An 18057-nucleotide genomic window follows, 5' to 3' on the forward strand; every position below is an offset into this window, starting at 1 on the left:
GCTCAGCAGTCTCGCTGCACCAGCCCGCCGGTAACGATCGTTTACGGCGCGGACAAGAGGTCGGCGTCACAAACGCCTGTCGTAATTGCTGCGCAGCAGAGAGTCGACGTCGAACTACCTCAGAGCGAATCTTCGTATTCCGCGTCGATGTCTGCGGCTTTCGTCGCCTTCTCGGAATCCGATTTGCGGGCGTGCCGTGCGGCGTGCCACCAGCCGAGTACAACGGCAGGGCAGGCGGAGACCGCTGTTAGCGAGGCGAACAGAAACCACCCATACTGCGTGCTTTCACCTGACAGCCACGTAGCGAGAGCTGTGGTGAGTACGCCGATGATGAGCCCGAAGAATGCGAACGCGACGATGTGCACCCATGATCGGCGTTGACGCCGCAACGCCTGACCGAGTGAGAACGCTAGCGGCGAACCGATCACGAGCGCGCCGAATGACCACGGAAGAGTGAGGTACAACGCGACGAATCCGTAGCCACCCGTGGGCACGAGCAAGAGCGCCTGGTGGATCACAAGGAACCATAGCCACGCGGCGAGAGCACCTTTAAGAAACTCAGAGCGCGAGAAGCTCATCGGCTCCTCTTCGGTTCTGCGTGTCACGCCTGGCCGTGTCCTCATCCCTCGAACGTACTTCGTAGTGGCACTCAGTCGGCGGCGATCACTTGTCCTCGACGGACTCAGCGTTGTGCGCGATGAGCCAGGAAAGGTCGATCGGTTGTGTGGGAGGGAGTATGACGTCGTCGGGTCGCGGTTCATACATGGCGTTCTCCTGCCGGTGCGTTGGCTTGCTCGAGGACCGTGCGGATCGTGGCTCTCGCCTTCGACAGGCGCGAGCGAGCGGTTGAGGCGTTGATGCCAACAATCTGTGCCGCTTCGTGCGAGTTCAGCCCGTCCCAGTAGACGAGGCGCAACAGCTCTGCATCTTCGGCTGGCAGTGTCGCGATGGCTTCCCATACTTCTCCATGGGGCGGTTCTACTTCGTAAGCGGCGGCGGTGAAGTCTTCTTTGAGCTTTTCCACGGCAGCTGAGCGACGCGCGAGTGTGCGGTGTGCGTTCCGAAGCACGTTACGGGCGATTCCGTAGAGCCACATGCGCGTTTCGGTCTCACCCTCCGGCATCCGTCGTCGTGCCCTCCAAGCCGTAAGAAGCAGTTCACCAAACGCTTCGGCGGCGTCAGCCGGGTTCGACAACCGCCGTTGAAAGTACGCCAACAACGCATCCCGGTTAGTGGTAACCGCGTCGTCGAACGAGCTGGCCCGGTCATCCCTGGCCGTCATTCGTTGCAACCCGCGGAACGCGTGTAGAAGCTGACCGGGCTCGGGTCGGTGGGGTATCCCTTCGCCTCAAGGTATTCCCACATCATTCTCGAGACCGTCTGCGAGAGAGCCTGTTGCTTGATCATCGCCTCGCTCATCGTGACCGGTGACGGGTTCCCATCTTCGTCGAGGGCGGCGCCGTTTCCATCTCGCAACTCGGCCTCGGCCAGGCTAGTGTCGAGCGATTCTAGGTCGAGTGAACTCACGAAGTCTCGGGCGTCCAGAACGATGTCGGAGTCTGCGCTAACGCCCTCAAAATGCACCTGCATACCGGCGAAGCACATGTCCGCGCCGTTGGAGAAAGAGAAGACATTGTCCGCGACCCACCCCCAGGGGGTCTCCATTCCAGCACCGGCCATCGCCGCAGAACCACCGCCGACCAGGAGTGCTGACACACCCAGACTTGCTGCCCACACCCGCAGCCGCCGACCGTGGCGAACACGTGCCTCGCGCAGAATCCGATCCTGGTGTGGAGCGAGATTCGTTGAAGTCCCCACCTGCGGGGATGACTCGCGGAGCACGCGCTCGAAGTCCGTGTCATTCATCATGAGCTCTCTTCGTTGCAGGACAGTCTTTACCTAGTTCATGTCCGCAGCTCCGGAGATTGTCCATCGGTCGGCAGTTTCCATTCAAAGACGTGTGATCGGCCAGCCGAAAACGATCGTTTCTGGCGCGATCGGGCGCCGACGCCGTTATGCCGACCGCAAACGTTCGCAGCAACCTCGATCTGATAGCCCCGCAGATGAAAACAGACGCCCTATCGCGAATTGCCGGAGTGAGCAACTAGGCAAATCCGACCCAGCGGGGCACCAAAGCGGCGATGAGCATCACTGTCGCGGCGACGGTGATGGCTAGCGCGACGGCGCGCACACGCCATTGCCTAGGTTCGAAGTCGTTGCGTAGCAGGATGATTCCGGCCGCGAGCGGGAGTGCGAAGGGGAGGATGCTGACGGCGGTGGCGCCTAAGACGGAATAGGTGACCCAGTCCTCCTCGGCGAAGGCGGCACCGAAGAGCATCAGCCAGCCCTTGGCTAATGCCAAGAGCGTTCCGATGCCTCCGATCGTGCTGGATAGGACGATGATCGTGCGCGGTCTCAGTGCGTCCTCGGACAGCGCCGAACGCGCGATCAGCGCGACCGACATCAACCCCATCAACATCAGATAGCTATAGTCCGGAAATCCCCACTCGCCCGCATTGAAGGGGACTAAACCGCTGCCGAGAAGGAAGAGATGCCCGATCGCGCACAGTGTGAGCAGGGCGACCGTCATCGTCGTCGCAATCGCGAAGATACGCTCCGTTCGAGTGGCAGGTTCAGGCTCCGACCAGTGTGCGGTCGCTGCTATCGCACAGGACGTGTCGTGGCCGCCTTCAAAGGTGGATGGTCGATGAGGGTATGCGATGGGATCGCTCGGCGCCGAGATCCTCCCGACGTTCAAGCCTTCGCTTCGCGTCTCATGTTCCGACATGGAACGACAATAGATCAACCGCCTGTGGGAGCCGTGGCTTTAGCGCATCCTGAGATCTTCCACGACGGCTGGGGGCACGCCGGAATCGATCGTTTCCCGCAGCCCTTTCGACGTCGACGACCAGGTGCGCGACACGCCGAAGCGCGACCGGCCGAAACCCCCTGCCGAAACCGAAACGCGCCGAAACGCGTGTGGTAGGTATTCGGCGGAGCCGCCGAAGGCGGCGCAACTGCCCCGAATAGTGAAGAAACGGGTAACGGGATTACCCATCACGTGGGACTGATCAGCGTGATCTGCCAACAACCCTCCCCGACGTTCACGGGCCACCAGTCGTAAGATCACGATTGGCATGATCTGCTGGCTGACAGGATGTAGGTGTGACTTCCGTCGGCAGCGAGTCCACTCATCTTGTGATCCTTCGAGGAGATTCCGCCTCGGGAAAGACGACGACGGCGTTGGCGCTACGCGCAAAACTCGGCCCGAAGGTTGCCCTCATCCATCAGGACTACTTCCGCCGCGAGATCTTGAGCAACGATGACAGGCCACAACGATCCCGCGACGCAAGCATCCTGATCGTCAGCGCTGCGCGCGACGCTCTGAACCTCGGATACGACGTCATCTTGGACGGAATCTTCAACCTCCGCGACTACTCGGCGCTGTTCGAGCGTCTGCATAACGACCACCGCGGACAGACCCGGATCTACCAGTTCGACATCGGACTCGACGAGACGATCCGACGCCACGCAGGACGGCCACTGTCGAAGGAGTTCGGTGCGGACAAGATTCGCGACTGGTACGACGGGTGGCAACCACTCCCCTGGCACGACGAGACACGCATCGGTAGCGACATCTCGACAGAGGACCTGGTGTCGTCGATCCTGCAGGACCTCTGTCTTGAGCAGCCACCACGGCTGGCGACTAAGAGCGAATAGTCCGTCTTCAAAGCGATAAGCCGGTATCCAATCGGAGGCTCCAGCCTGGCCCCCGACCTGGCATAGGCTCGCGAACATGACCGAGGACATCGACATCGCGATCGTTGAGACACTGACGGACGACGATCTTCGACAGGTGAGTGTTCTACTTTCCCAGCTGTCATCTACCGCATCCTTCGACCCCGACCGCGTGCACGCGTTGATCGCCGCGTCAGGCGTAGATCTCTTCGTCGCGCGGAACGCGGGACACATCGTCGGAATGGCGACTCTTGTGACCTTCCCGCTGGTGACCGGCTGGCGCGGGATCGTGGAAGATGTCGTTGTCAACCGCAGTGCGCGCGGGCGAGGCATCGCTCGCTTACTCCTTGATGCAATCACTGACGAATCAACCCGTCGGCATCTTCGCACGCTGGAACTCACCTCTCGGCCGTCGCGTGAGTCGGCTTTGAGACTCTACGAGTCGGCAGGATTTCGGCGTCGAGAAACGAACGTTCTGAGGTACCTACCGCCGGAGGAATGAGTGGCGGAGTTCAGGGCCCGAGGATTTGACTGGCGAGAAAGCGACGACGGGAGTAGCGGTAAAAGGACTCAACCCCCGGCTTCATGGTGCGACGCAGGGATCGACGACGCGGAAGCCCATGATCTCGGCGACGTCGAGCATCCTCGCGTCGTGCGTCGCCACGACCAGGTCCTCGATTCCTGCGCGCAACGCGGATGCCAGATGGATCGCATCCAGAGTCCGTACGTGCGGAACGATAGCCTCAGCCTCCATCAAAACGGGATGATCCAGCGGGATGGTCGCGACGTAGTCCAAGATCTCGTCCCGGTCGCGCATCCGCAAACCTTCGCGGCGAACCAGTCGGGTCATCTCGGTTCTCAGCAAGCGCGAGGAGACGAGTGCGCCCTGCTCCGCGGCATCCTCAAACCACGACAGAGCCGGCGGAGAGTGGCGCAGCAGGACCCGCCCGAGAACGGAGGTGTCCACGTAGAAAGTGGTCACCAATCGCCTTTCAGGTCATCGAGCAGCTCATCCACGGACGCGGCGGTCCGCACGGTGTGCGGTGACCGCTCGGCCAGTTGTGGCCTCCCCTCGCGCTTCGCAGGGATCACCTGAGTGGAAGCGACGATGGGCTCAATGCGCGCGATCTGCCGATTCCGCGACGTGATCGCGTAGGTCTCCCCCGCCTCGACATCGCGCAGCATTCCCGCGGGGTTCTGGCGCAGTTCCCGCACAGACACACTCTTCATGGTCCTATGATGACACGATGATCTACAGTGATCTACATTCCTGCGCGGTTGTCTCTAGACTTGCAGGGTGACTGAAGAAGACCGCGGCCACCATGAGGTCGCCGATGTGAGCACCGATTTCGCCCTCGCCGCACGCCTCGACGACCTCCGCCGCGAGTATGACGATCTCAAGGCCCGCGGGCTGACGCTCGATCTGACGCGCGGCAAGCCGTCCGCCGAGCAGCTTGATCTCTCTGAGCCGCTGCTGGCGCTGCCCGGCGAGGGCCAGCACACGGCCGAAGACGGCACCGATACCCGCAACTACGGCGGATTGTCGGGTCTGCTCGAGCTGCGGCGCATCTTCGCCGAGCTGCTGGATGTGCCCGTCGGACAGCTGTTGGCGCAGGGCAACGCCTCACTCACGCTGATGTACGACACGATCGTGCAGGCTCTGCTGTTCGGCGTGCCCGGCTCCGACCGTCCGTGGTCGCGCGAAGAGCAGGTGACGTTCCTCTGCCCCGTTCCCGGATACGACCGCCACTTCGCGATCTGCGAGGAACTCGGCATCCGAATGGTCACCGTGCCGATGACGCCGGACGGGCCGGATGCCGAGGCCGTGGCGGCTCTCGTCGCCGAGGACGCGAGCATCAGGGGGTTGTGGGTGGTTCCGACGTATGCCAATCCCGATGGCGCAGTCGTCTCCGAAACCGTCGCCCGACGACTCGTGTCGATGCCCACGGCCGCGCCCGACTTCCGCATCTTCTGGGACAACGCATACGTCGTGCACCACCTCACCGACGTCGAGACCCCGTCGGTCAACGCCGTCGCCCTGGCCTCCGACGCCGGCAACCCCGACCGTGTGTTCCTCTACGCCTCGACCTCGAAGATCACCTTCGCCGGAGCGGGAGTCGCCTTCTTCGCAGCATCCCCCGCCAATATCGACTGGTACCAGGCGCACCTCGGCATCCGCTCGATCGGTCCCGACAAGGTCAACCAGTTGCGGCATGCGATGTTCTTTCGCAATGCCGATGGGGTGCGCGCACACATGCGGCGCCACCGTGAGATCCTCGCGCCGAAGTTCTCCGCGGTCGGCGAGATCCTCACGCGGCGGCTTTCAGAGGCGGGCGTAGCGAGCTGGACCGAGCCGCTCGGTGGATATTTCGTCTCCGTCGACGTGGTGCCGGGCACCGCGTCGCGTGTGGTGCAGCTGGCGAAGGATGCCGGAATCGCGCTGACGCCGGCGGGATCCACGTTCCCCTACCACCGCGATCCGCAGGACCGGAACATCCGTCTCGCACCGTCGATGCCGCCGCTGGACGAGGTGCGCGCCGCCATGGATGGTGTTGCTACGTGCATCCTCCTGGCTGCTGCCGAAGCCGCCGCGGCGATCACGCCGAGCCCGGCAGCGGACGAAGCGTGACGGCTCACGTCGCGATACTCTCCTGTCGCTGCGAACGATGACCGGACGAATGGCATCCGCAGAGTCGACGACCCGCAGCACAGCTCTGCGCGGCACGGAATGCCTGGCGCGTAGACTCCCCCACGTGCATCTTTTCGTTCACCGTCCCTTGGGACGTCGGGAGGTCGTCGGCGCGCCCAGCGCCGGCACGAGATGACCGCGCCCCACAGCGCTCTCCCGGTTCGTCGGGCGAGCGCTGTCCGGTGTATCCCTCGAACAGATCTACGACAGAAAGCACGTCATCATGCACGCCCTCACCGAGAAGGACCTCCGCGCGTCCTTCGTGAACGCTTCGCAGCGTGAACGGAATTCACTGACCCTCCCCCACGACTTCGACGAGACCGACTGGGCCACGATCGACTTTCTCGGCTGGCGCGACGCCAAATTCGCGCTGCAGGGATACATCGTCGTGCCGGTGGATGGCCAGCCCGTCGGCATCCTGATGCGCGAATCAGACCAGCGATCGCGCACCCGCCCGCAATGCTCATGGTGCGAAGACGTCACGCTCCCCAACGACGTGGTCTTCTTCAGCGCCAAGCGCAGTGGGCGCGCCGGTCGCAACGGCGACACCGTCGGCACGCTTGTGTGCGCGCACTTCGAATGCCCGCGCAACGTGCGCAAACTCCCGCCGCTGGCGTATCCGGGATACGACCGCGAGGCAGCACGCGAGCGACGGATTGTCGCGCTGCGCGAGAACGTGGCGAACTTCGCCCGCGATATTCGCGACAGTCGCTGACGGCACCCCGTCGGCAGAACCCACGGGTGCCATGCTGGGGACATGCCCGATAACGTGGTGCGCCCACAGACCCGCCTGGGCGGCCTCCTCGTCTCAGAAGAGGCCGTCTATGGCCTCATCCTCGTTGCGGGAATGGTGCTCATCGGATCGGAACGGGCAGATGAGGCGTGGGAGACCATGGTCACGGTCCTCGTCACAGTGCTCGTCTTCTTCGCCGCCCACGTGTATGCCGGAACACTCTCCCGCATGGCCGGTGGCAAGGGCTCCTCGATTCCGACAGCGCTGGGTGGAGCGGTGCGTCACTCGATCGGCCTGCTCGTGGTAGCGGTTCCCCCGCTGGCGGTGCTCGTCGTCGGTGCCTCAGGGGTCATCACACCGGATGCCGCGGTGTGGCTGGCTCTGATCATCACCGCTGTGCTGCTGATCGTCGATGGCTGGCTCATGGCCGCTGCTCGGACATCCTCGTTCTGGGTACGTCTTCTGGGGGCTGCTATCAGCGGCGCGTTCGGTGCCGTGCTGATAGTGCTGAAAGTGCTCATTCACCACTGAGAGGAATTGTGCCGGCCGACGGCTACTCTGGAAAAGCTCGCTCGTTCGATCGGAATGTCTGTGACCACTCCCCTGCACCCCGCCCCGATGTGGCGGGCGTGGATCATCTGGGGCGTTGCCGTGGCCGCCTATGTTCTCTCGGTCATGAACCGCACGTCGCTGGGAGCGGTGGGCGTCGACGCGGCGCACCGGTTTCACGCGGATGCCTCGACCCTGTCGATGTTCGCGGTGGTGCAGCTTGCGGTCTATGGTGCGATGCAACTGCCGATCGGACTTCTGCTCGATCGCTGGGGCACACGCCCGATCATCGTGCTCGGCATGGCGCTGATGGCCGTCGGCCAGTTGGTGATGGCCTTCTCACCCAACGTCGGCATCGCCATCGGCGCGCGGATGATCATCGGCGCCGGCGACGCAGCGGTCTTCCCCAGCGTGTTGCGCGTGGTCGCCACCTGGTTCCCCGCGCAGCGTGGTTCGCTCATGGTGCAGTTGACCGGCATCGTGGGCCTGACCGGACAGCTTCTGTCGATCGCTCCGCTGGCGTCCCTCTTGCACGCCACCTCGTGGGAGATCACCTTCGCGTCGATCGCCGGGCTGTGCGTGCTGTTCGCCATCCTGCTGCAGCTCATCGTGCGCAACCATCCGCCCACGGTGTCATCCGACGTCACGGTCAACACCGACACCGGTGCGATTAGGGTGGTGACCTCTGCCGCCGACACCCGGGTCGGTGTGCGCGCGGCGTTGGCTCATCCCGGCACCCGGCTGGCGTTCTGGTCGCATTTCACCACACCGTTCGCCGGCACGGCGTTCATCATGCTGTGGGGCATTCCCTTCCTCACCGCCGGTGAGGGGCGCACGACCGCCGAGGCCGCAGCTATCACGACGGTCTACATCGTGGTGGGGATGGTGCTCGGACCGCTCATGGGTGCACTGTCGGGGCGCCTGCCCAATCACCGCTCGCGTGCGCTCGTGCTGCCCACCGTCGCTTTTCAGATGATCGCGTGGCTTGCGGTGATCGCATGGCCCGGCCCTGCTCCGTTGTGGCTGCTGCTTGTGCTCGCCGTCGCGATGGGCACCGGTGGGCCGGCATCCATGATCGCGTTCGACCACGCGCGTACCCACAACCCCAGCCACCGGCTCAGTACCGCGACCGGCATCACCAACACCGGCGGCTTCGTCGCAGGGCTCGTCGCGATCTTCCTCATCGGCGTGGCCCTGGACCTACAGGGTGCGGGGACACCGGCGACCTACAGCCTCGACGCCTTCCGCATCGCGTTCCTCACGCAGGTGCCGTTGTGGCTGCTCGGTGCGTTCTTCATCGTGTACGAGCGCAAGCGCACCCGCATTCTGCTGGGCATGGACGAGCCGCGCCGCGCGAGCGGCCGGCGGGGATAGTCTGGCGCCATGTACCGCGCGCGGCCGCTCGGCGACTATGGCATCGACGCTCCCTGGGTTCCCTGGCTGATCGCCGGCATCGGCGTCGTCTACCTGGTGCTCGCGGGGTGCGCTGTGTGGCTGTGGGATGCCGCGCCGACGGGCATCGTCGTCGGAGTGATCGGGCTCCTTGTGCTCGTATCCGCGGGACTGTTCTGGCACGCGAGCCTGCGCGGAAAGTTCGCAGTCTGGCGGGAAGTGCTCAACAAGGTGCCGTCCGCGCAACACGTCCTCGACATGGGGTGTGGTCGCGGGGCCGTGGCGATCATGACGGCGCAGCGGTTTCCCGACGCGCAGATCACGGGCGTCGACCTCTGGCGGTCGATCGATCAGTCTGGCAACGGACCCGACGCCGCAGCATCCAATGCCGCTCGCAACGGGGTCGACGACAGGATCGTCTTCCTGACCGCCGACATGACGGCGCTCCCGGCGCCCGACGATGCGTTCGACCTCGTGACGGCGAGCCTGTCGATCCACAACATTTCACGCTCCGCCGGTCGTGGTCAGGCCATCGACGAGGCCTGGAGGGTGCTCGCGCCGGGCGGTCGACTGGTCATCGCCGACATCTCCAAGGTCCGCGAGTACGAGCGGCGCCTGCGCGCACACGGGGCGGCCGATGTCGCCAAGCGCGCCGCGGGATGGCGGATGTGGTGGAGCGGTCCGTGGATGGCCACCGGCATCCTCGAGGCGACCAAGCCGGTAGCCTGATCTCGATGAGTGAGAAGTGGCGCGGCGTTGTGGCGGCGCTGCTGAATCCAGATCTGCGTGCTGCGCTCGGCGAGTTGAGCGCGGGTGTACAGCTGACCGACGCTCGACGGACGCGCGCGTTGCGGCGCCTGGCCGAGCTGGGGCTGGTCGAGGTCGACGAGACCGGCCAGGCGACGTTCTCGGATGCCGCGTTGACGGCGATGCTCGCCGAGAACACCCCTCCTCGCCCGACGGGGCCGGAGCGCTTCCTCGATTCCGACGGCCGCATCGATCGCTACCCCATGCGCATGTCCGAGCGGCGTGCGCTGCTCGTCTGGATCGTGGAGCACACGCTGCAACCTGGCGAGGTGCTCGACGAGCGGGCGCTCAACGAGCGGCTCGCGCAGTTCACGGCTGACGTCGCAGTTCTGCGGCGCTACCTCGTCGACCACGACCTCGTCGAGCGCACCCCGTCTGGTTCGCAGTACGCGCGCGTCACACCCGCTGCGGAGTGACCTCGACCCAGTCGGCGTATTTGGCAGCGCGGCCGTCGCCCGACGAGGTGCCCTTCAGCCGGCGCTGTACCCACGGCAGTACATGCGCGCGGTAGTAGGCGGCGCCCCGGAGTCCGGCGTCCTCGAGCTCTGGCAGCGACCACCAGTCAGTCGGAGGCTTCTGCCCCACAGACGTGAGCACCCGAGCGGCAACACGATGATGACCTCGTGGGTTCATGTGCAGCCGATCTGCTGACCAATAGCCCGGAGTGCTCAACTCGCGATCGGGCCAGTTCCACGCGGTGATCACGTCGGGGCGATCCGCGAGACGCTCGGCCACCGCGGCAGACAGCACGTCTCCGCGACGTTGGATGAGCCGGCGTAGGGGAAGCTGGGCAGAAGGGTTCGCGCCCGAGAGTGCGATGAGCTTCACACCCTCTTCGTCGCATCGCCGCAGGACGTGCATGAAGAGGTCGGCGACATGCTCGATCGACGTGCGAGGGCGGAGCATGTCGTTACCACCGCCGTTGAACGAAAGATGTGTGGGATGCAGCGCCAGCGCGGGTTCGAGCTGCTGCTCGACGATGGGTTCGATGAGCTTGCCGCGGATCGCAAGATTGGCGTATTCGACGGGCTTGCCCACCGCGTTCGCCCAGCCCTGCGCGACGAGGTCGGCCCAGCCGCGCACGAGGCCGTCGGGCAGTTCGTCGCCCACTCCTTCGGTGAATGAGTCCCCAATGGCTACGAAACGCACGTCTGACACCTGCTCAGCCTAGCGAGGGCATTTCGGGAGAGTGCGACTGAGGACGAGCAGGGATCCGCTGGCGTGGAGCCGGGCGTGCGCGCACAGCGAGAGCGGACTATGACACTCGGGTGGCGCGGTGCCGGGGGCGCCGTGCAAGCTCGGATGTCTCGCATATGCTCGAGGGATGACCAACCCTCGCTCCCGACGCTCCAACGTCGCCGTCGCACCGTCGACGTCGGTGACGACCGGCTCCGCGCCGCAGATCGAGGATGTGCACCGATGACACGTACAGTGCACCGATGATACGTACAGTGCACCGACATCTGGTGGCCGCGAGCGTTGCACTCGCCCTGGCCTCCGCTCTGCTTCTGACAGCGTGCACGTCGCCGTCTACAGAAACATCTGCTCCCAAGATGGATCGCGATTCGGTCATTGCGGCGATCGAGGGCCTTCCCGGGGTCGACGCTGCGGACATCGGCTCGTACAACACTGGCACACCCGGCGACCACGGCGTGCTGGTGTCCGTCACCGTCGACGATGCAGGGTATGAATCGCTTGGAGATGTGGTCGGCGGCTCGGTGCGCGCGGTCGCAGACTCCCCCGGCGACTACAGCGCCTACAGCGTCGAAGTGACCGCACCCGACCCTGAAGGTTCCGACGAGCTCGTGATCCTCACGCTGAGCCGCTACCAGGACAAGATCGGGCTCCCCGTCGGCACGTACGTCGGGTCTGGGCTGATCTTCACCCCTGAAGAGCTGCGGCAGATCGGCAGAGGCGACTAAGAGCGTGGCGCGGAGAAGAGACAGATCCCGCCACCGCAACCCACGACCCCGGCGGCAAGCCGCGACGTCGAAACGGCCGGCGAAGACGGTCGATCGTGCGCCCAGCAAACTGCAGATCGTGGGGATCATTGTGGGCCTGATCATCACCATCGGCGGTGCCGCGCTGACGTTCCCCTCCCGGACCGGTGACGCGTTCATCATGGACGTCGACCTCGCCGCGCCCTGGGCCGGCATCCTGACACCGATCGGCGCGCTGATCATGCTGATCTCGTGCTGGTGGGTGCCCAGCCGCTACATCGGCGGTCCCGCCATCACAATCATCGTCGGCGGATTCACGATCGTGGCGATCGTCCTCATCATCGTGCGAACGAACTGGGATGACGTGCCGCCGGACACGGTTCCCGGACTCTTCGGTCTCGTACTCGCCGCCGTGGTGCTCTCCGTGTCAGGTGTGCGGGCGTGGCGGAGGCGTGTGCGCCGGCAGGCGTGACCCGGCTCAGAGAGGGGATGTCGCTGGCACCGAGCACTCGATCAGGTGTCGACGGGCAGTTGATGGGCCACCGTTTGCTCGGCATCTTCGGCCTCGACGTACTGGCCGAGCGGATGCAACCGCCCGTCCTGGTATGCCTTGCGTTTGACCGACGTAGGGTGAGCCTATGGCACTGTTCGCCGACCGCGCCGACGCGGGTCGCGATCTGGCAGTCCATCTGGACGGCTGGCGCGACACCGATGCCGTGGTCGTGGGAATCGCTCGAGGCGGTGTGATCGTCGCGGCGGCAGTGGCGGCGGAGTTGGAGCTGCCCCTGACCGCGGTGGCGGTGCGCAAGCTCGGCATGCCGGGCCATGAAGAGGTCGCGCTCGGAGCTATCGCCGAAGGCGTACGGATCGTCGACGAGAGGATTCTGCGACGCGCGGGCGTCGACAACGCAGAACTGGCCCAGATCGAGAAACGCGAGCGAGCCGTTCTCGCCCGCCGCCAGGCGCTGATCCCGGCTGCTACTCCCGCGCTGCAGGGACGTTCGGTGCTGCTCATCGACGACGGTATCGCCACAGGCGCGACTGCCCGCGCCGCTGCGCGAGGCATACGAGTGAGCAAGCCGGCCACCGTCATCCTCGCCGTTCCCGTTGCGCCCGCAGACTGGCATCCGGACGAGACTGCGGCTGTCGACCAATACATCTGCGCCCACCCCGTCGACCAGCTCTGGGCGGTGGGCGCCTCCTACGACGACTTCACCCAGACCACGGACGACGACATCGCACGACTTCTCGGCACGACCGGCTCCTGAACGGCTGCGGGGACGGTTCGTCTGCTCAGCGACCGCCGGTGGGAAGCAACGCCATCCGCAAGGTGTCCAGACCCACACCGCCCAAGTCGAGGGCGCGCTTGTGGAACTGCTTGATGTCGAAAGTGTCGCCCTGTGCAGCCTTGTAGTCATCACGTAGCTGTTCCCAGATGCGCTGACCCACCTTGTACGACGGAGCCTGCCCGGGCCAGCCGAGGTACCGGTTGACCTCGAACTGAACGAAGGCGTCGGACATGTTGACGTTGTGACGCATGAACTCGAGCGCGAAGTCGGCGTCCCACTTCTCGCCGCCGTCGCCCAGGTGCGCCCACCCGGCCGGACGCGGCTTTCCCAGGTGCACACCGATGTCGAGCACAACGCGCGCCGCGCGCATGCGCTGGCCGTCCAGCATCCCGAGTCGGTCCGCCGGGTCGTCGAGATAGCCGAGCTGCTCCATGAGCCGCTCCGCGTACAGTGCCCAGCCTTCGGCGTGGCCCGACGTGCCGGCCAGCAGACGGCGCCACGCGTTGAGCTCGCCGCGGTTGTACACCGCCTGCGCGATCTGCAGGTGATGCCCGGGCACGCCCTCGTGGTAGACGGTGGTCAGCTCACGCCAGGTGTCGAAGTCTTCGACGCCCTCGGGCACCGACCACCACATGCGGCCGGGCCGGGAGAAATCGTCGGTCGGGCCGGTGTAGTAGATGCCGCCTTCCTGGGTGGGAGCGATCATGCACTCGATGCGACGCACCGGCTCCGGAATGTCGAAGTGGGTCGCCCCCAAGTCGGCGATCGCGCGATCGGCGGTGGACTGCATCCACTCCTGCAGCGCTGCCGTGCCGTGCAGTCGGCGTGCGGGATCGGCCTCGAGGAACGCTATCGCCTCTTCCACCGAGGCGCCGGGCTTGATCTCGTTCGCGACGGCCTGCTGCTCGGCGATCATGCGGTCGAGTTCTTCCAGACCCCATTCGTAGGTCTCGTCGAGGTCGATCGTGGCGCCGAGGAACTGCCGCGAGAAAAGGCTGTACAGCTCGCGTCCGACGCCGTCGTGCTCTGACGCAACAGGTGCAAGCTCGCTGCGCAGAAACTCGGCGAGCTTGTCATAGGCGGTGCGCGCACCGTCGGCCGCGTCTGACAGGTGACCGGCGAGGGATGCCGGCAGCTGACCCTCGGCGGGTGATGATTCTCCGACGAAGGTGGCGAAGAAACCGTCATCGGCACTGTAGCGGGCGATCTGCGTGATGACCTCGGTCACTTGCCGGCGGGCCGGCACGACGCCCGATGCGATGCCCGCGCGCAGCGTCTGAATGTAGCCGTCGAGCGCACCGGGCAGCGCAGCAAGACGCTTCGCAATGACCTCCCAGTCATCGGAGGTCGCGGTCGGCATCAGATCAAAGGCACTGCGCACATCTTGCGCGGGCGAGGCTATGACATTCAGATCGCGCAGGTGCGCGCCCGCCTCGTAGGTCTCCAGCTCGAGCTCGAGCTGGCCGGCAAGATCGAGCTTGGTGACCTCGTCAATGGCATCGACGGGCGTCGCAGCACGCAACTCGTCGAGACGCGCCCGCGCGCGGGCGGCCGCCGCGTCGGCGCCCGCGGGCGACAGGTCACCGTAACGGTCGTTGTACTCGTCGCGCCCGATGTAGGTCGCTATCGTCGGGAACAGCTCGGCGACGTCATCGACCCAGGCCTCGGCGATCTTGTCGACCGGCGTCGGGGTGCGTTCGGATTCCGTCATTGGTGTCATCCTCCCTGTGCGGCCCGGGTAAGGGCCCTCTGTGCTGTTTGAGCTGCGATGGTCAGTGCCCTGCTTCGTCCCAGTTCGGCCCGCGCCCGATCTGCACATCGAGCGGAACCGTCAATTCCGCGGCATCCCCCATTCCCTCGCGCACGATGCGCTCAGCGGCATCCCACTCCCCCGGCGCGACTTCGACGACGAGTTCGTCGTGGATCTGCAGCAGCACGCGCGATGAGAGATGCTCGTCGCGCAGCCGGCGATGGATGCGCAGCAGGGCGATTTTCATGATGTCGGCGGCGCTCCCCTGGATGGGGGCGTTCAGCGCCGCGCGCTCGGCGTTCTCACGCAGCACCCGGTTGGGGCTGGACAGATCGGGAAAGGGCCGCCTGCGACCGAAAATAGTCTCGGTATACCCGTCGATCCGCGCCTTCTCGACCGATGCGCGCAGATAATCTCGCACAGCTCCGAAGCGGGCGAAGTACTCGGTCATCAGCTGCTTGGCCTCGGACTGCTCGATGCGCAGCTGCTTGGACAGCCCGAATGCGCTCAGCCCATACACCAAGCCGTAGGACATCGCCTTGACCTTCGTGCGCATGAAGGGGGTGACCTCGGCCGGCTCGACACCGAAGACGCGCGCGCCGACGTATCGATGCAGGTCTTCACCACTGCGGAACGCCTCGATCAGCCCCGGATCTTCGGACAGGTGGGCCATGATGCGCATCTCGATCTGCGAATAGTCGGCGGTCAGCAGCGTCTCGTAGCCCTCGCCGACCTCGAACGCTGCCCGGATGCGATGGCTCTCATCGGTGCGGATCGGGATGTTCTGCAGGTTCGGGTCGGTGCTCGAAAGACGTCCGGTCTGGCTGCCGGTCTGCAGATAGGTGGTGTGGACACGATGATCGGCCCCGATCGCGACGTCGAGCGATTCGATGATCTGGCGCAGTTTCGTGGCCTCGCGGTGCTGCAACAGCAGGTCGAGGAACGGATGCGGGCTGGTCTCTTGCAGGGCCACCAAGGCGCCGGCATCCGTGGAGTATCCGGTCTTGGTCTTGCGTGTTTTCGGCAGCCCCAACTCGTCGAAGAGCACCTCTTGCAGCTGCTTTGGCGAACCGAGGTTCACCTCTCGGCCGATGGCCGCATATGCTCCTTGCGCGATGCCGTCGGCGCGCGCGCCGAGTTCGCTCGAGAACGAACTGAGCTTGTCGTGCGAGACGGCCACACCGGCGAGCTCCATGTCGGCCAGGGCGACCAGTGTCGGCATCTCGATGTCGGTGAGCACATCGGTGACCCGTGGGGGCAGCGACGCGCGCTGAGCGGCGGCGACGCGCAGCGTGTACCAAGACAACTGCCCCGGCGTGGCGCCCTCATGCTCGGGGACCAGCTGACTCGGGTCGGCCTCGGGCAGCTTCTCATCGAGGTAGCGTTCAACGAGATTCCCGAGCGTCTTGTCGGGAAAGCTCGGTCGCGCCAGCCAGCCGGCGATCATCACGTCGAAAGTGATTCCGCCCAGATCGGCGCCGGCCCGGCGCAGGGCCTTCAGCTGAGGTTTGGCGTCGCTGAGCACCTTCGGGGCGTCGGAGGCAAGCCATGGGGTGAGGGATGCCGCAACCTCGGGTGACCACGAGGTCTCGGCTGCGGCATCCGCCGTCGCCAACCCCACTCGATGCGGAAGACCTCCCTCGGTGGTCACCGTGACGCCGATGTCACCCTCGGCCGCACTGAGCCAGGCTGCAACGTCGCCGGCCGAAAGCTGAGCGGGCTCGGGAGCTGTCGCGGCGACGGGCAGATCGGCCTCATCTTCGACGGTGCCGGTGGCCTCATACAGCCGGCTGGTGAGGGTGCGGAACTCGAGACGAGAGAAGATGTCACGCACAGCCTGCGTGTCGATGGGCTTGACCACGAGCTCGGCGGGGGTCAGCGGAAGGGGCACATCGCGCACGAGCCGGTTCAACCGCCGGTTGCGGCGCACGTCGTCGAGGTGCTCGCGGAGGTTTCCGCCGACAACCCCCTTGATCTGATCGGCGCCGTCGAGAACCGCATCGAGAGAGCCGAACTGGTTCAGCCACTTGACCGCCGTCTTCTCGCCCACCTTGGGCACTCCGGGCAGGTTGTCGCTGGTCTCGCCGACCAGGGCGGCGACGTCGGGGTACTGCTCGGGCGGCACGCCGTAGCGTTCGCGGACGGTGGTCGGGTCGTAGCGCTTGAGCTGGGAGACGCCCTGCACGCTCGGGTAGAGCAGCGTCACGTCGTCGGTCACCAGCTGGATGCTGTCGCGATCTCCCGAGCAGACGAGCACGTTGTAGCCCTCGGCAGCGCCCTGCGTGGCCAGGGTGGCCAGGATGTCGTCGGCCTCGACGTCTTCGGCGGTCAGAACCGGGATGCTCATTGCTGCCAGACACTCCTGCAGCAGCGGGATTTGACCGCGGAACTCGGCCGGAGTCTCGGAGCGGGTGGCCTTGTACTCGGCATATTCCCGAGTGCGAAACGATACCCGCGAGGTGTCGAACGCCACAGCCATGTGCGTCGGCTTTTCTGCCTTGATCAGGTTGATTAGCATGGACAGGAACCCGTAGATGCCGTTGGTGTGCTGCCCGTCTTTCGTCGAGAAGTTCTCGATGGGCAGAGCGTAGAACGCGCGATATGCGAGCGAATGGCCGTCGACGATCAGGAGGGTAGGCTTTGCGGAGTCCGTCACCCTGCAAGCCTAGTCAGGGGTGCAGACGTCCGCCCACGTCGTCAGAGGAGAACCATGTCCGTCGACCCGCCCGCCGTGCCCGCAGCGACGTGGGATGACCGCTCGGTCGACCCGCTGGTGTGGGCGAAGTCGCGCGGGTTGGGTGCTCTGGCCGAGAAGATGGGTTTTCAGTGGCGGGAGTTCACGGCAGAGAAATGCGTGGCCACCATGCCGGTGGAGGGGAACACGCAACCTGTGGGGCTGTTCCACGGCGGCGCGTACGTCGTGCTGGGTGAGTCGCTCGGCTCGATGCATGCGAACTGGCATGCCGGTCCAGGCCGTCTCGCCGTCGGAGTCGACATCAACGCGACCCACACACGGTCGGCGACGTCTGGACTCATCACCGGCGTGTGCACGCCCATTCACCTGGGTCGCACTGTCATGGTGCACGAGATAGTGCTCAGCGATGATCAGGGGCGGCGGTGCTCCACCGTGCGCATCACCAACATGGTCAAGGACCTGCCGCGGCGCTGAT

At 65.2% G+C, this 18057-nt stretch carries 22 protein-coding genes; 12 read left to right on the forward strand and 10 right to left on the reverse strand.

Features of this window, described 5'->3' with window-relative positions:
• Positions 1 to 119: 119 nt before the first annotated feature.
• The 5 genes from ET475_RS15225 to ET475_RS15245 form a co-directional block, all read right to left on the reverse strand.
• Positions 120 to 605 carry a hypothetical protein gene (locus tag ET475_RS15225; RefSeq protein ID WP_129392171.1) on the reverse strand — a complete coding sequence of 162 codons (486 nt, stop codon included), beginning with the start codon at positions 603 to 605 and terminating at the stop codon, positions 120 to 122.
• Between the two features lie 152 nt (positions 606 to 757).
• Positions 758 to 1282, reverse strand: a complete 525-nt coding sequence (locus tag ET475_RS15230; protein WP_129392174.1) for an RNA polymerase sigma factor — start codon at positions 1280 to 1282, stop codon at positions 758 to 760.
• A complete protein-coding gene (locus ET475_RS15235) occupies positions 1279 to 1869 on the reverse strand; it encodes a hypothetical protein (protein WP_129392177.1) in 591 nt (196 codons plus the stop codon). Before ET475_RS15235 ends, ET475_RS15230 begins: the two co-directional genes overlap by 4 nt.
• A gap of 235 nt (positions 1870 to 2104) precedes the next feature.
• A complete protein-coding gene (locus ET475_RS15240) occupies positions 2105 to 2788 on the reverse strand; it encodes a hypothetical protein (RefSeq protein WP_129392180.1) in 684 nt (227 codons plus the stop codon).
• Between the two features lie 39 nt (positions 2789 to 2827).
• Positions 2828 to 3139 carry a hypothetical protein gene (locus ET475_RS15245; RefSeq protein ID WP_129392183.1) on the reverse strand — a complete coding sequence of 104 codons (312 nt, stop codon included), beginning with the start codon at positions 3137 to 3139 and terminating at the stop codon, positions 2828 to 2830.
• A gap of 26 nt (positions 3140 to 3165) precedes the next feature.
• Here ET475_RS15245 and ET475_RS15250 point away from each other — a divergent pair, with 26 nt between their 5' ends.
• Together ET475_RS15250 and ET475_RS15255 are read left to right on the forward strand one after the other, a co-directional pair.
• On the forward strand, positions 3166 to 3720 hold the full coding sequence (locus ET475_RS15250) for an AAA family ATPase (protein ID WP_129392186.1): 555 nt from the start codon (positions 3166 to 3168) through the stop codon (positions 3718 to 3720).
• 76 nt (positions 3721 to 3796) lie between these two features.
• Positions 3797 to 4240, forward strand: coding sequence for a GNAT family N-acetyltransferase (locus tag ET475_RS15255; RefSeq protein ID WP_129392190.1), 444 nt, complete (start codon positions 3797 to 3799; stop codon positions 4238 to 4240).
• Between the two features lie 81 nt (positions 4241 to 4321).
• On the opposite strand, the gene ET475_RS15260 is transcribed toward ET475_RS15255, so the two are convergent.
• Both ET475_RS15260 and ET475_RS15265 read right to left on the reverse strand, forming a co-directional pair.
• Positions 4322 to 4720 (reverse strand): type II toxin-antitoxin system VapC family toxin, encoded by a 399-nt coding sequence (locus tag ET475_RS15260; RefSeq protein WP_129392192.1) that lies wholly within the window; start codon positions 4718 to 4720, stop codon positions 4322 to 4324.
• On the reverse strand, positions 4717 to 4968 hold the full coding sequence (locus tag ET475_RS15265; protein WP_129392194.1) for a type II toxin-antitoxin system Phd/YefM family antitoxin: 252 nt from the start codon (positions 4966 to 4968) through the stop codon (positions 4717 to 4719). The genes ET475_RS15260 and ET475_RS15265 overlap by 4 nt, the downstream gene beginning before the upstream one ends.
• Before the next feature lie 67 nt (positions 4969 to 5035).
• Between ET475_RS15265 and ET475_RS15270 the strand changes: the two genes are divergently transcribed.
• The 6 genes from ET475_RS15270 (at position 5036) to ET475_RS15295 (ending at position 10324) form a co-directional block, all read left to right on the forward strand.
• Positions 5036 to 6367, forward strand: coding sequence for an aspartate aminotransferase type Ic (locus ET475_RS15270; protein ID WP_242497666.1), 1332 nt, complete (start codon positions 5036 to 5038; stop codon positions 6365 to 6367).
• A 283-nt stretch (positions 6368 to 6650) separates the two neighbouring features.
• Positions 6651 to 7142: an FBP domain-containing protein gene (locus tag ET475_RS15275; RefSeq protein WP_129392196.1), complete on the forward strand. Its 492-nt coding sequence runs from the start codon at positions 6651 to 6653 to the stop codon at positions 7140 to 7142.
• 42 nt (positions 7143 to 7184) lie between these two features.
• On the forward strand, positions 7185 to 7691 hold the full coding sequence (locus ET475_RS15280) for a hypothetical protein (RefSeq protein WP_129392201.1): 507 nt from the start codon (positions 7185 to 7187) through the stop codon (positions 7689 to 7691).
• Between the two features lie 87 nt (positions 7692 to 7778).
• Entirely contained in the window at positions 7779 to 9083 is a 1305-nt protein-coding gene (locus ET475_RS15285) for an MFS transporter (RefSeq protein WP_242497864.1), read from the forward strand.
• Between the two features lie 9 nt (positions 9084 to 9092).
• Positions 9093 to 9830: a class I SAM-dependent methyltransferase gene (locus ET475_RS15290; protein ID WP_129392205.1), complete on the forward strand. Its 738-nt coding sequence runs from the start codon at positions 9093 to 9095 to the stop codon at positions 9828 to 9830.
• A 5-nt stretch (positions 9831 to 9835) separates the two neighbouring features.
• Positions 9836 to 10324 carry a DUF2087 domain-containing protein gene (locus ET475_RS15295; protein WP_129392207.1) on the forward strand — a complete coding sequence of 163 codons (489 nt, stop codon included), beginning with the start codon at positions 9836 to 9838 and terminating at the stop codon, positions 10322 to 10324.
• Here the strand turns inward: ET475_RS15295 and ET475_RS15300 are convergent.
• Complete coding sequence (locus ET475_RS15300) at positions 10305 to 11066, reverse strand: SGNH/GDSL hydrolase family protein (RefSeq protein WP_207205368.1); 762 nt, start codon at positions 11064 to 11066, stop codon at positions 10305 to 10307. The two genes, ET475_RS15295 and ET475_RS15300, sit on opposite strands and share 20 nt — an antisense overlap.
• Before the next feature lie 395 nt (positions 11067 to 11461).
• On the opposite strand from ET475_RS15300, the gene ET475_RS15305 reads away from it, so the two are divergent.
• From ET475_RS15305 to ET475_RS15315, 3 genes are all read left to right on the forward strand, one after another.
• On the forward strand, positions 11462 to 11830 hold the full coding sequence (locus ET475_RS15305) for a hypothetical protein (RefSeq protein WP_129392209.1): 369 nt from the start codon (positions 11462 to 11464) through the stop codon (positions 11828 to 11830).
• A gap of 118 nt (positions 11831 to 11948) precedes the next feature.
• A complete protein-coding gene (locus tag ET475_RS15310; RefSeq protein ID WP_129392212.1) occupies positions 11949 to 12320 on the forward strand; it encodes a hypothetical protein in 372 nt (123 codons plus the stop codon).
• 166 nt (positions 12321 to 12486) lie between these two features.
• Positions 12487 to 13116 (forward strand): phosphoribosyltransferase family protein, encoded by a 630-nt coding sequence (locus ET475_RS15315; RefSeq protein ID WP_129392215.1) that lies wholly within the window; start codon positions 12487 to 12489, stop codon positions 13114 to 13116.
• Positions 13117 to 13141: 25 nt separating this feature from the next.
• Here ET475_RS15315 and ET475_RS15320 read toward each other — a convergent pair whose 3' ends face one another.
• Positions 13142 to 14848 (reverse strand): DUF885 domain-containing protein, encoded by a 1707-nt coding sequence (locus ET475_RS15320; RefSeq protein ID WP_129392218.1) that lies wholly within the window; start codon positions 14846 to 14848, stop codon positions 13142 to 13144.
• A 61-nt stretch (positions 14849 to 14909) separates the two neighbouring features.
• Positions 14910 to 17543, reverse strand: coding sequence for a DNA polymerase I (gene polA, locus ET475_RS15325; RefSeq protein ID WP_129392221.1), 2634 nt, complete (start codon positions 17541 to 17543; stop codon positions 14910 to 14912).
• Between the two features lie 54 nt (positions 17544 to 17597).
• Here polA and ET475_RS15330 point away from each other — a divergent pair, with 54 nt between their 5' ends.
• A complete protein-coding gene (locus tag ET475_RS15330; protein WP_129392225.1) occupies positions 17598 to 18056 on the forward strand; it encodes a hotdog fold thioesterase in 459 nt (152 codons plus the stop codon).
• The last annotated feature ends 1 nt before the right edge of the window (position 18057 follow it).

Origin of the sequence: Microbacterium protaetiae, from assembly GCF_004135285.1 — a bacterium.
Classification (GTDB): domain Bacteria; phylum Actinomycetota; class Actinomycetes; order Actinomycetales; family Microbacteriaceae; genus Microbacterium; species Microbacterium protaetiae.

Bases quoted from the DNA above. Each gene is read 5' to 3' on its own strand.
- ET475_RS15265 (WP_129392194.1), bottom strand. From the start codon at position 4,968: ATGAAGAGTGTGTCTGTGCGGGAACTGCGCCAGAACCCCGCGGGAATG.
- ET475_RS15240 (WP_129392180.1), bottom strand. From the start codon at position 2,788: ATGTCGGAACATGAGACGCGAAGCGAAGGCTTGAACGTCGGGAGGATC.
- ET475_RS15290 (WP_129392205.1), top strand. From the start codon at position 9,093: ATGTACCGCGCGCGGCCGCTCGGCGACTATGGCATCGACGCTCCCTGG.
- ET475_RS15330 (WP_129392225.1), top strand. From the start codon at position 17,598: ATGTCCGTCGACCCGCCCGCCGTGCCCGCAGCGACGTGGGATGACCGC.
- ET475_RS15280 (WP_129392201.1), top strand. From the start codon at position 7,185: ATGCCCGATAACGTGGTGCGCCCACAGACCCGCCTGGGCGGCCTCCTC.
- ET475_RS15230 (WP_129392174.1), bottom strand. From the start codon at position 1,282: ATGACGGCCAGGGATGACCGGGCCAGCTCGTTCGACGACGCGGTTACC.
- ET475_RS15315 (WP_129392215.1), top strand. From the start codon at position 12,487: ATGGCACTGTTCGCCGACCGCGCCGACGCGGGTCGCGATCTGGCAGTC.
- ET475_RS15295 (WP_129392207.1), top strand. From the start codon at position 9,836: ATGAGTGAGAAGTGGCGCGGCGTTGTGGCGGCGCTGCTGAATCCAGAT.
- ET475_RS15255 (WP_129392190.1), top strand. From the start codon at position 3,797: ATGACCGAGGACATCGACATCGCGATCGTTGAGACACTGACGGACGAC.
- ET475_RS15275 (WP_129392196.1), top strand. From the start codon at position 6,651: ATGCACGCCCTCACCGAGAAGGACCTCCGCGCGTCCTTCGTGAACGCT.
- ET475_RS15235 (WP_129392177.1), bottom strand. From the start codon at position 1,869: ATGATGAATGACACGGACTTCGAGCGCGTGCTCCGCGAGTCATCCCCG.
- ET475_RS15320 (WP_129392218.1), bottom strand. From the start codon at position 14,848: ATGACGGAATCCGAACGCACCCCGACGCCGGTCGACAAGATCGCCGAG.
- ET475_RS15285 (WP_242497864.1), top strand. From the start codon at position 7,779: ATGTGGCGGGCGTGGATCATCTGGGGCGTTGCCGTGGCCGCCTATGTT.
- ET475_RS15245 (WP_129392183.1), bottom strand. From the start codon at position 3,139: ATGCCAATCGTGATCTTACGACTGGTGGCCCGTGAACGTCGGGGAGGG.
- ET475_RS15305 (WP_129392209.1), top strand. From the start codon at position 11,462: ATGGATCGCGATTCGGTCATTGCGGCGATCGAGGGCCTTCCCGGGGTC.